The organism is Giesbergeria anulus (assembly GCF_900111115.1).
GTDB classification, from domain to species: Bacteria; Pseudomonadota; Gammaproteobacteria; order Burkholderiales; family Burkholderiaceae_C; genus Simplicispira; species Simplicispira anulus.
The window spans coordinates 59818-71759 of the sequence record NZ_FOGD01000012.1; the positions used below are offsets into that span (position 1 = coordinate 59818).

General features: G+C 59.6%; 11 protein-coding genes. 1 reads left to right on the plus strand and 10 read right to left on the minus strand.

Going from position 1 to position 11942, the window contains the following annotated elements; all coding sequences use genetic code 11:
- Positions 1–5: 5 nt before the first annotated feature.
- From tolA to BMX55_RS13935, 9 genes are all read right to left on the minus strand, one after another.
- On the minus strand, positions 6–1232 hold the full coding sequence (tolA, locus tag BMX55_RS13895; RefSeq protein WP_091458727.1) for a cell envelope integrity protein TolA: 1227 nt from the start codon (positions 1230–1232) through the stop codon (positions 6–8).
- 29 nt (positions 1233–1261) lie between these two features.
- Entirely contained in the window at positions 1262–1693 is a 432-nt protein-coding gene (locus tag BMX55_RS13900; protein WP_091458729.1) for a biopolymer transporter ExbD, read from the minus strand.
- Positions 1694–1708: 15 nt separating this feature from the next.
- Positions 1709–2413, minus strand: coding sequence for a protein TolQ (gene tolQ / locus BMX55_RS13905; protein WP_091458731.1), 705 nt, complete (start codon positions 2411–2413; stop codon positions 1709–1711).
- Entirely contained in the window at positions 2410–2832 is a 423-nt protein-coding gene (gene ybgC / locus BMX55_RS13910) for a tol-pal system-associated acyl-CoA thioesterase (RefSeq protein ID WP_091458732.1), read from the minus strand. The genes tolQ and ybgC overlap by 4 nt, the downstream gene beginning before the upstream one ends.
- A gap of 13 nt (positions 2833–2845) precedes the next feature.
- Entirely contained in the window at positions 2846–4030 is a 1185-nt protein-coding gene (locus tag BMX55_RS13915; RefSeq protein ID WP_091458734.1) for a pyridoxal phosphate-dependent aminotransferase, read from the minus strand.
- Positions 4027–4524, minus strand: coding sequence for a transcription antitermination factor NusB (nusB, locus tag BMX55_RS13920; protein WP_091458736.1), 498 nt, complete (start codon positions 4522–4524; stop codon positions 4027–4029). Before nusB ends, BMX55_RS13915 begins: the two co-directional genes overlap by 4 nt.
- Positions 4521–4985: a 6,7-dimethyl-8-ribityllumazine synthase gene (ribH, locus tag BMX55_RS13925; protein WP_091458738.1), complete on the minus strand. Its 465-nt coding sequence runs from the start codon at positions 4983–4985 to the stop codon at positions 4521–4523. Before ribH ends, nusB begins: the two co-directional genes overlap by 4 nt.
- Before the next feature lie 3 nt (positions 4986–4988).
- On the minus strand, positions 4989–6110 hold the full coding sequence (gene ribBA / locus BMX55_RS13930; RefSeq protein WP_091458740.1) for a bifunctional 3,4-dihydroxy-2-butanone-4-phosphate synthase/GTP cyclohydrolase II: 1122 nt from the start codon (positions 6108–6110) through the stop codon (positions 4989–4991).
- A 217-nt stretch (positions 6111–6327) separates the two neighbouring features.
- Positions 6328–6633: a 2Fe-2S iron-sulfur cluster-binding protein gene (locus tag BMX55_RS13935; protein ID WP_091458742.1), complete on the minus strand. Its 306-nt coding sequence runs from the start codon at positions 6631–6633 to the stop codon at positions 6328–6330.
- 232 nt (positions 6634–6865) lie between these two features.
- On the opposite strand from BMX55_RS13935, the gene gshA reads away from it, so the two are divergent.
- On the plus strand, positions 6866–8395 hold the full coding sequence (gene gshA / locus BMX55_RS13940; RefSeq protein ID WP_091458781.1) for a glutamate--cysteine ligase: 1530 nt from the start codon (positions 6866–6868) through the stop codon (positions 8393–8395).
- A gap of 9 nt (positions 8396–8404) precedes the next feature.
- Here gshA and BMX55_RS13945 read toward each other — a convergent pair whose 3' ends face one another.
- The gene (locus BMX55_RS13945) at positions 8405–11875 is read right to left on the minus strand and encodes an MASE3 domain-containing protein (protein WP_091458744.1); all 3471 of its coding nucleotides are present in this window, start codon (positions 11873–11875) and stop codon (positions 8405–8407) included.
- Positions 11876–11942 lie beyond the last annotated feature (67 nt).

Sequence of the window (11942 nt, forward strand, 5' to 3'; positions counted from 1 at the left end):
TGGCCTTAATCTTTGGGGCGAAAGCCAATCTCTAGCGTTGGTGGCACCCGGCCATCGGTATCGCGGGGCAGGCTGTCGGTTTTTTGCAGGGCGCGCAGCACGGCGGTGTCCCAGGCTTTGTCACCGCTCGATTGCAGCAGCTTGGTGCCGACAATGGTGCCGTCGGGGGCGGCACGCACTTCTACTACGGCACGGGGGTTACCCGCCACATCGTCGGGGTAAACGATATTGGGTTTGACCTTGGCTGCCACCTTGCCACCATAACTGGCTGATGGCCCGCCAGCCCCTGCGCTGGCGTTGCCACGGCCGCCAGCCCCACTGCCACCGCCAGCGTTAGGGCCGCCGCTGTGTTTTGCATTGCCACTGGCATCGTCGCCACCGCTGGCACCCGCAAGGGCCTGCATACGGCGTAGGTTTTCTTGCCGTCTGGCCTCGGCGGCTTTAGCGTTGGCTTGCTCGATGGCTTCTTGTTTGCGCTGAGCTTCTTGCGCTTGGCGTTTTTTGTCTTCGGCCTGCTGTTTTTGTTTTTCTTGCTGCTCGCGCCGCTCTTGTTCGCGTTCTTTTTCGCGCTCCTTGTCTCTGGCGGCCTTTTGCGCTTTTTCTTCTTGTTCTGCTTTGGCAGCTTTTTCTTTTTGCAGGCGTTCTTTTTTCTCTTGCTCTAGTCGTTCTTTCTTTTCTTTTTCGGTGCGCTCTTTTTTTTCTTTGTCTAGGCGCTCTTGGCGCTCGGCTTCTTTGCGTTCTTTTTCTCGCTCTTTAGCTCGTTCTTTCTCACGCTCCTTCTCGCGTTCTTTGGCCCGCTCTTTTTCGCGCTCTAACTGGAGCTGGCGTTCTTTGTCTTTTTTCTCTTTTTCTAGGCGCTTTTTCTCGCGTTCAATGGCGATATCAGCGTCGCGGCTATCAGCTAAGGCTGCACGGGGGGGCGGCGGTGCTGGTGTAGGCAACGGTGGTGGCGTTGGGGCGGGAGGTGGTGGTGGCGCTTCTAGTGGAGCAGGTGGTGGTGGCGGTGCGGGGGGGGGCGGCGGCTCTGCCAGCGCGGGCGCTGCCTGTTGCGGCACGGCAGCCCAGAGTTCCGCTTGCACCGATCCACTGTCTTCTTCAGTGGCTTTCCAGTTCACCCCCCAGGTCAGGGCCCCTACCAGCACTGCATGGGCCAACACGGCCAAGGCAATGGCGCGTAAGCGTCCTGGCGGGCGTGGCGGGGTAAATTGGTCGCGGTCGTGGTGGCTGGGCATGGCGGGCAGATAAAACGCAAACGCAGCGGTTAGCCGCCCTGTTTGACGGACAGCCCGACGCGCTGTACACCCGCCTTTTGCAGTGCGCTCATGGCTTTGACCACGGCCTCGTATGCCACTGTTTTTTCAGCGGCAATGATGACGGCAGCTGTGCCATCGGGTTGGTTTTGTTGCCATTGCAGCGCCGCTTGGGCGGCCTCTTTTTCTGTCACCGTGCGGGTGTTGCCCTCGGTGGAGATTTGCAACAGGCCATCTTTGCCCACCACCACGGTGGCAAACTTGACCGGCTGTTTGTTGGCCTTGCCCACGGTAGGTACATTGACCATGCCGGGTGTGAGCATGGGCGCTGTCACCATAAAGATGATGAGCAACACCAGCATCACATCAATAAAAGGCACCATGTTGATCTCGTTCATGGTGCGGCGGCCACGACCCCGACCGCGCGATGCAATAGAAGACATGATGCGTTCCTTGCCTCAGTGGCTTGAGGCCGATGTAGCCGACTGCGCACCCAAGTTGCGCTGCAAAATGTTAGAAAACTCTTCAATGAAGGTTTCTAATTGATTGCCTACCCGGTCGCAATCGTGGGCAAAACGGTTGTAGGCGATCACTGCCGGGATGGCCGAAAACAGCCCAATAGCAGTGGCCACTAGCGCCTCAGCAATACCGGGTGCCACGGTGGCCAGCGTTACCTGCTCCATGCCAGCAAAGCCGGTAAAGGCGTGCATGATGCCCCACACCGTGCCAAACAGACCCACATAAGGCGATACCGAGGCTACGGAGCCTAGAAACGATAGGCTCGATTCGACCACGTCCATCTCGCGCTGAAAGCTCGCTCGCATGGCGCGGCGGGCACCATCGAGCAGCACACCCGGATCGACAATGCGGCGCTCACGCAACTTTTGAAACTCGCGCATACCGCTGGCAAAAATGCGCTCCATCGGCCCCGCTTGCTTGGCATTTTGCGCTGCACTGGCATACAGATCGTTCAGGCTGCTGCCTGACCAGAACTCGCGCTCAAAATCTTCGTTCAGGCTTTTGACCCGCTTGAGGGCAAACAGCTTGCGGAAGATGGCCGCCCAGCTGGCAACCGACACCGTCAGCAGCAGCAGCATGACCAGCTGCACCACCCAACTGGCATGGAGCACCAGACTGAGGATGGACATGTCTTGGGAGTTCATGGTGATATTTTTTCCAGAAGGGAAGCGGGAATTCTGGTTGGGCGCAGCGTACTGGCATTGACCCAACCCAAACGCACCGTGGCTGCACTGAGCAGCCGGGCTGGTACATCGGGCTGGGGGGCTGGTAGCAAGGCTTCTTGCAACAAGGTGAGGGAGGCGCGCCCAGCCTGTTGGAGTCGCGAGGTCACGATAAGTTCATCATCAAGCCGTGCCGGGGCCAGGTAGCGCAACTGGGCCTCGGTGAGCACAAACATACCACCGCTTTGTTCACGCAGCGCCTGCTGGCCAATACCCAGCGCACGCAGCCATTCGGTGCGCGCACGTTCAAAGAACTTGAGGTAATTGGCATGGAACACGATGCCGCCTGCATCGGTGTCTTCCCAGTAGATGCGGATGGGAAGCTGAAATGCCGTGCTCATGGTGTGTGCTGCCTTAACCTAGCAGGGCGCGCAAGCGTGCCACCGACTCTTGCAACTGAGCCATGGAGTTGGCGGTAGAAAAGCGCACAAAACGTTGTGTTTCGGCGTTGCCAAAGTCGCGCCCCGGTGTGATCGCCAGGTGGGCGCGCTGCATGAGGGCGTAGGCAAAATCCCAACTGCCGCGCACGCCCAGTTTGTGCGCAGCATCGGTGCAGTCGGCCCACGCATAGAAGGCCCCATCGGGCACCACAGGCACGGGCAGGCCCAAGGACTCCAGCGCCGGAATGAAATAATCGCGCCGCTCCTTGAACTGCGCCCGGCGGTGCTCGTACTCTTGCAGGCTTTCTGGCTCAAAGCAGGCCAGCGCCGCATGTTGCGACACGGTGTTGGCACAAATAAACAGGTTTTGCGCCAGTCGCTCTACCACGGGCACCAGTACTTCAGGCACCACCATCCAGCCCAAGCGCCAGCCGGTCATGTTGAAGTATTTGCTAAAGCTGTTGATGCTGATGATGTTATCGTCAATGGCTAAGGCGGTTTGGCCGAAAGCATCGTCGTGGCTCAGGCCCAGATAGATTTCATCAATTAAAGTGATGCCACCGTGCTCTTGCACCACGCCGTGGATGCGGCGCAACTCATCGGGGGCAATGGAGGTGCCGGTGGGGTTAGAGGGCGAGGCCAGCAGCACGCCGCGCGTGCGCTCGTTCCAAGCGGCACGCACCTTGTCGGCACTGAGCTGGTAGCGCTCGGCAGCGGTGGTGGGGATGAGCACGGCCCGGCCTTCGGCGGCACTGACAAAATGCCGGTTACAAGGGTAGCTGGGGTCGGGCATCAGCACTTCGTCACCGGGGTCGAGCAAGGCGAGGCAAGCCAGTTGCAGCGCTGCTGAGGCCCCCGCCGTGACCACAATGCGCCGTGCGGGCACGGCCACGCCAAAGCGCTGCGCATACCAGCCGCTGATGCGCTCGCGCAGCGCATCTAAGCCCAAGGACGGGGTGTATTGCGTGCGACCATCGCGGATGGCGCGCAGGCCCGCTTCTTGTACCAGTGGTGGCGCAGTGAAATCAGGCTCGCCAATGTTGAGAAAGACCATTGGCTGTTGGCTGTGTGCGACCTCTGCCGCCAAAGCGTGAGCCGCCTTGGCGACCTCCATCACATAAAACGGCTCAATGCGCTGGGCGCGGGAGGATATTTTCATCGGCCTTGGTCTGCCGCCACTTCGGCAGCACGCAGTTGTGGAGCCAGTCCCCCCAGTACGCCATTAACGTACTTGTGGCCGTCGGTGCCGCCAAACTCTTTGGCTAGCTCAATACATTCATTGAGCACCACGCGCCAAGGCACATCGGCGCAGTGCTGGAACTCGAATGCGCCAATCCACATGGCGGCGTGCTCAATGGGCGAGATTTCGGCCAACTTGCGGTCAAGCAAGGGCGTAATCAAGGCGTCCAGATCGGCAGCGGTGTTGATGCAGCCGTGCAGCACAGCACTGTAGTGCGCTGCATCTGCTTTGTGAAAGCCCGACAGGTCGCGGGTGAAGGCGTCAATGGCTTCAGCGGAGTTGCCGCCCACCAAGTGTTGGTACAGGGCTTGCAGGACAAATTCACGCGCCCGGCTGCGGCCCGACTTGGAGGTGGTCTTGCGTGCGCCGGGGCCAGTGCGGCTGGGCCGTAGGGTGTTGGTGGGTTCGCTCATGCCAAACTCTCCAGCAAACAGGCCATCTCTACCGCGACGCGGGCAGCATCTGCGCCTTTTTCGGTTTGGCGGGCGATGGCTTGTTCTAGGTTCTCGGTGGTTAGGATGGCATTGGCAATGGGCAGGTGGTAGTCTTGTGACACGCGGGTCACACCGGCGCCGGACTCATTGGCTACCAACTCAAAGTGGTAGGTTTCGCCGCGGATGATGCAGCCCAAAGCAATCAGGGCATCAAACTCTTCGCGGTCGGCCAAGGCCTGCAAGGCCAAGGGCACTTCTAGCGCACCGGGCACCAAGACATGGGTGATGTTTTCTTCTGCCACGCCCAGCGCCAGCAGTTCGGTGCGGCAAGCTGCTGCAAGGGCGTTGGTGATGCCCTCATTGAAGCGTGCTTGCACGATACCAATGTGCAGCTTGCTGCCGTCCAGCCGGGGTGCGGCACCTTTATCTGCGTTCAACATGGTTTATTCCTTGGGGATGTAGCCGGTGATTTCGAGGCCGTAGCCGGTCATGCTGGGCAAGCGCCGAGGCTGGCCCATGAGTTTCATTTTGTGGACGCCGCATTCGCGCAGAATTTGTGCGCCAACGCCGTAGGTGCGCAAATCCATGCGTCCGCGTTCTGGGGCGTGGGCCGAGCGCGCTGTGCCTTCAAATTGGGACAGCAGTTGGCTAGCGCTTTCGCCGCAGTTGAGTAGCACGGCTACCCCCTTGCCTTGTTGGTCGAGGTAGGCCAAGCTGGTATCCAAGCCCCACGAGTGCATGGCGCGATTGACTTCGAGCGCATCGAGTACCGACAGTGGCTCGTGTACGCGCACCGGCACTACATCATTGGCATCCCACTGGCCCTTGACCAAGGCCAGATGCACGGCTTGGCTGGGTTTGTCGCGGTAGGCATGGGCGGTGAACTCGCCAAAGGCGGTTTGCAGGGTGCGGGTGCCTACCTTTTCTACCAGCGATTCGTTGCGGCTGCGGTATTCGATCAGATCAGCAATGGTGCCAATTTTGAGGCCGTGTTCAGCGGCAAACAGCTGCAAATCGGGAAGACGGGCCATGGTGCCATCGTCTTTCATGATCTCGCAAATCACGGCGCTGGGGCTGCAACCGGCCATCAGCGACAAGTCGCATCCGGCTTCGGTGTGGCCTGCGCGCATCAGTACGCCGCCATCGACTGCCTGCAAGGGGAAGATATGGCCCGGCTGCACTAAATCAGTGGGCTGGCTGTTCTTGGCGACGGCCACTTGCACAGTGCGGGCACGGTCGGCAGCGGAGATGCCGGTGGTCACGCCTTCAGCCGCTTCAATCGACACCGTAAAGGCGGTGCTGTAGACCGTGCCATTGCGCGCCGCCATCGGGGGCAGCTTGAGGAACTCGCAGCGCTCGCGGGTGAGCGTCAGGCAGATCAGGCCACGGCCAAAGCGGGCCATAAAGTTGATGGCTTCGGGCGTGACGTGGTCGGACGCCAGTACCAAATCGCCTTCGTTTTCGCGGTCTTCTTCATCAACCAAAATAACCATGCGCCCAGCGCGCATTTCGGCCACGATATCTTGCACCGGCGAGATCGGTACGGGGCTTAGGGGGGTGTTCATGGGGGGCTTTCGTTCGTAGGCCGCAGCTTGGGGCGCAGTGCAGCGCAAGCCCCTGGTGCTGGCGCTGGGGCTAAGTTGGCCCCAAGATCGCCCCAAAGAACATGCGATGCGGCGCCGCCGCACGGTGGACTAGCACTGTTTGCACAGGCCAGCCCAAAAAGGGAAGATTCTAGCGCTGCGTGCGATAGCGTGGCATAGCAGGCGTGGCGATGGCCGTTTAGATGGCGGACATTTCTAGCACTACATCCGACAGCGGGTGCGCCACGCACGGCAGAACGTAACCGCTGGCGCGCTCTTCGGGGGTCAGGCCGGGCCAGTCAATGGCGTAGCGCACTTGGCCCTCCGCCAGTAGGCCGATGCAGCTGCGGCAGCTACCGTTGCGGCAGGAGCTGGGCCAGTCAATACCGCCTTGCTCTAGCGACACCAGCAGTGGCTGTTCGGGCCAAGCGTCGCATTGCTGGCCGTCTGGGGTGGTGCGGGCCAGAAAAAAGGGAATAGCGGGGGGCGTGGCGGGGTGGGACATGGTGCGGCGTTGCCTAAAAAATAGGCGTTTTGTAGGGGTTCTTTAAAAATCAATCAGTTAGATTGAAGTTGGGGGTGTTTTCTAGAGTTATCCACAGAATTATCCAGTGAATTGAGGGATAACTCAGGGATAACCCGGAAAGGCTGGGGTTGGTAAGGCATCTCAGCCAAGGCGGCAGCGGGGCGGCCCAGACGTGCTAAGTTCTACCCATCGTTAGATGGATACTGAGAACATGAGCACATTACAAGAACGCCTCCGCCAGCAATCTTCTGCACGTTTAACCGGCATCCGTCGGGGTATCGAAAAAGAGGGCCTGCGCGTGCTGCCCTCTGGTGGGTTGGCCTTAACACCGCACCCGCTAGCGTTGGGGGCCGCCCTGACGCATCCACACATCACTACCGACTACAGCGAGTCCCAAATTGAGTTGATTACGGGTGCCCACTTGGGTGTGCAAGATTGTTTGGACGAACTGACCCAAATACACCAGTTTGTGCTGCGCACCTTGCAAGCCCAAGGGGGAGAGACGCTCTGGGTATCGAGTATGCCGTGCGGGCTGCCCACCGATGAGACCATTCCGCTGGCGCGCTTTGGTAGCTCCAACGTGGGCCGGGCCAAAAGTGTGTACCGCATGGGGCTAGGCCACCGCTATGGCCGCCGGATGCAAACCATTTCGGGGCTGCATTACAACTGGTCTTTGCCGGGGGTGAGCAGCGAGGATTATTTTGCGCTGATTCGCAATTTCCGCCGCCATGCCTTTGTGCTGCTCTATCTGTTTGGTGCCTCACCTGCTTTGTGTCCGTGTTTTGTGCAGGGGCGTGAGCACCGCCTACAAGCCTTGGGCGATGCGGGGCAATCTTTGTACCTGCCCTACGCCACTTCTTTGCGCATGGGGCGCTTGGGCTACCAAAGCGATGCGCAGGCATCTTTGGCGGTGAGCTACAACGGGCTGGAGGGCTATGCCAACAGCCTGCACGAGGCCTTAACCCAACCCTACCCTGCCTATGAGGCCGTGGGTGTGCGCAATCCGGGGGGTGACTACAACCAACTGGGCACCAGCTTGCTACAGATTGAGAACGAGTTTTACGGCACCATCCGGCCCAAGCGCACCGGGCGCACCGGCGAGCGCCCACTGCATGCTTTGCGCGAGCGCGGTGTCGAATATGTTGAAGTGCGGCTGATGGACCTCGATCCGTTTGAGCCGGTAGGCATTGCCGCGCCCACGATGCGTTTTCTGGATATCTTTTTGCTCCATTGCCTGCTTACCGACAGCCCGCCTGACACCCCAGACGAGATTGAGCAGCTCAAGCGCAACCAGCACCGCACCGCCGAACAGGGGCGCACGCCGGGCTTGCTGCTGGAGCGCATGGGCGAGCAGGTCAGCTTGAGCGATTGGGCGGCTGAAATTTTGGCTGAATGTGTGCCGGTGGCCGAGGCGCTGGACGCTGCCCAGAGCACGCAGGATTACAGCGCTGCGCTGGCTGCGGCGCGCACACGCTTGACGACGCCGGAACAAACGCCCTCGGCACGGGTGCTCGAGAGCATGGCCCAAGTGGCAGACCATAGTTTTAGTGCCTTTGCCTTGCAGCAATCGCTGTTAGCGCACGATACCGTGCTGGCGCTGCCTTGGAGCGCAGCGCAACAGGCAAATTTTGAGACCTTGGCCGCCCAATCGCTGGCCGCACAAAAAGCGCTAGAAGCCGCCGATACCCTGCCTTTTGAGGCATGGCGTCAGCGTTACATGGACCCCAGCGAATTGGGTTGAACCGGCAGCTTAATCGGGCAGGGTGTAGCCGCGCTCGCGCACCAAGCGCACGAGGGCATCGGCTACTTGGGCGTCGTACACCGTGCCTCGGCCCCGGACAATCTCGGCCAGCGCTACGTCTAAGCCCAAAGCGGGGCGGTACGGGCGGTCGGCGGCCATCGATTCGAGTACATCGGCCACGCACAATACCCGTGCTTCGGGCATGATGTCGTTGCCGCGCAGCCCTTGTGGGTAGCCGCTGCCATCCATGCGCTCATGGTGCTGACGGATGATCTCGGCTACTGGCATTGGAAAATGCACATCCTTCAAAATCTCATAGCCGGTTTGGGCGTGGCACTTGATGATCTCCATCTCTAGCTCGCTCAGGCGGCTGGGTTTGGTCAAAATTTCGGCAGGCACGGCAATTTTGCCAATGTCATGCACCAGCCCTACCAGCTCTAGCATGGCGCAGCGCCCCTCGTCCCAGCCCAACTCGCGTGCAATGGCTCCAGCAATCAGGCCTACGCGCCGCTCGTGGCCTGCGGTGTAGGGGTCGCGCATTTCCACCATGTTTGATACCGCTTGTAGCGTGCCCTTCATGGAGTCTTCTAACTGGCGCACATAACCGGCAATTTGTTCTTCGGCCCGCTTGCGCTCGGTCACATCTTGGGCCATGACGATGGTGGCCTCTTTGCCATCGTCCCAAGTGAGCTGGTTGGCGTTAAGCTCTAAATCTATGAGTTGTCCATTCTTGTGGCGCATGGGTACGCTGTAGGAGATATTGCGCTCGCCAGCGGCCAGTCGCGCCCAAGCAGCGTGGATGCGTTGCAGGTTGTCTGGGTCAGTAGTGGTAAAGGACAGGATGTTTTTGTGCAGCAGCTCTGGGGCTGACCAGCCGATCATCTGGCAATAACTGGGGTTGACGTAAATGATGTCGCCGCCCCGGCGCACATAGACGCCGCTGATGGTTTGCTCGATCATGTTACGAAAGCGGGTTTCGCTCTCCAGCAGGGTGCTTTGGCTGCGGCGGATGTCGGTCAAATCTGTCCAAGCGACGATGGCCTCTTCTCCTACCAAGGCCATCGTGCCACGGGCGATGCGGCGGCTGCCATCTTTGCAGCACAGGGCCAACTCTGGCGATTCGACGACGGTGCCAGTGCGGGCCTGTTGCAGGCTTTGCTCCCAGCCCAAGCGCAGTTCTTGCCGTGTTTGGGGGTCTGGGTAGGCGCATTCAAACCATGCTGCCACTGTGGCAATATCTTGTGGGTTGTAGCCTAGCCATTGTTGGAACGCTTTGTTCAGGGTGTGCAGCTCGCCAGTGTTTACACTGTAAATCTGCATGGGCAGCGGTGAGGCTTCAAACAACTCACTGAAACGGTGCTCCGACAGGCTCGCTTGCTCTTGTGCTGCGCGCAGGCGTTGGGCATTGCTCAGGTTGTGCAGCGCAAAAGACAGGTCTGAGGCCATCTCATTGAGCAGCAGCCGCTCGTCGTCCTCAAAGGTATTTTGGCTATTGGCATACAAACCAAAAACCCCGAATAACTGACCATCAGAGAACAGTGGCAGCAAAGCGCGTTGCTCAATGCCTTGCTGGCGCAAAAAGTCTAGCCAAGGGTCGGTGGGGAGAGGTTGCCCTTCAGGGACATCATAGACCTGCACTTCTCCATCGACCAAATTGGGCAGTGTGTTGCGAAAGGCACTGTCGGCTTGGGTGATGGTGTCGATGAGGCTAGGAATCAGCTCTGGCGCAATGCCGTGGGTGCGGTCGAGCTGTAAGTGATGGTGTTTCTCGTGCGGTGTGCAGAGCGCCAAAAACAGCATCGGAAAGGTGCCGTGGGTTATCAACCCTTGGTACAGTCGCTCTAGTAGATCGTCGCGGCTTTGTGCATGCACCACGGCCCGGTTGGTGGTACTGAGGATTTCATAAAGGTGAGACAGGCGTTGCACCTTATCAGCAGCTTGGATGCGCTCAATGCAATCGGCCACTTGCTGCACTACGCTGTCTAGTAGCGGGCCTTCTTCTGGCAGAAACCTCGGTGGCGGCGTGCCGTCGGGTGGGGTGGGGTACCACACCTGTAACTGGCCTTGGACTTGCCCATGAATGCACAAAATACGCTCTTGTGGTTGCGTGGGCAGTGGCTGTGGCAAGGGGCTGCCAAATTGGCCCCAAGTGCTTGTCAGTGCTACCTGTACCTGTGTGGGCTGCAAAAAAGCCGCTGGCAGCAGCCGGGTAACGCCTTCGAGGAGCTGGGGCAGTTGCAGGCCGGGAGTCTCGACCAGTTGGGCAATGGCGTGCAGGCAGCGCAGCTCTTTGACGCGCTCGCCCAAGTTAAACACCAAAGTCTCACGCTCCATGAGCATGCGCTGGTGCTCGGTGATGTCGCGTACCACCTGCACATAACCCCAGCCATGGCCGGGAATCTCTAAGGGCGTTAGGCTGCACTCTAGGATGCGCTGGCCTTGCTGGCGATGGAGCTGTACGCCAAAGGCACTTTGTTTGCCCCCAAGGTGCTGGCAGACCGGGCAGTCTTGCGTAGCCACGCTAGCATCATGGAACAGGCGGTGGCTGGACTGGTCGATCAGTGCTTCTGCGGCTTGTTGGCAATGCGTGGCAGCGGCGTGGTTGGCTTGGAGGATGAGGCCGTGGCGGTCAATGACCAGGGTAGGGTCGGGCACGGCATCGTAGGTACTGGCGGTGCGCGCTAGCATACTGAAGGGCTCGCGCAAGGTACTGTGTACCAAGGCCAAATAAACATGCCAATAGGCAAAAATCTTGAGCACATGGCCGATCAGATTGCTGGGCGCATACACGCTGACATAGCGGGTAAAAGCAAATTCTGCTGCCATCATCAGGGCCACGGCTAACAGTAGGTTGATGAGCAATGGCTGTGACATGCGGGCGCGGACGTGCCAAAACAGCCCCATCGCCACGGCCATTGCTGTGATGATGGCGTACTCGGTATAAATCTTGAACGGTGTCAGCCCTTGGCCGTCTGTGTAGGCGTGCGGAAAATGCCCCGTGGCTACCGCCAGTATTGACAACAAAGCGGCGCCACCAAAACCCAGATGCAGCCAGACGACATGCACGCGGCGCATCAGCAGTAGTGGCGCACTGAGCAGTGCCAGCGCTTGCAGGCCGCGCGCAGCCAGCCAGAGCTGGGTGGCTGGGTTGGCGCTGGTGGTGGGCAGCAGTTGCATCCCTTTGAATGCCACTAGATGGGCCAAGTCAACAGTGCCGCACCAGCCGATGGCGACGGCCACATAAACGGCAAAATGGTTGCGCGTAAAGCGCAGCGAGGTGGTGGCCACTACCATCGCTACGGCACTAATGACGATGGAGAATAGCTCGGCCAGCGCATGAAACAGCAGGTAATTGACCTCTGCCGCCAGCCAGCAGATGAGGGCCATGAGCGAGGGCACCAGCAAACTTTGAACCAGTCGTTCCCAGCGTGTCGCGGTGCGCAAAAGAGCGCTAGAGTCCGGTGCGTCGGGGTAGGTCATGGGTAGGGGTGTTTACCAAGGGCAATAGGTATGTCTGGCGGCGATAGCAAAAAGGTGTGCTGTATGC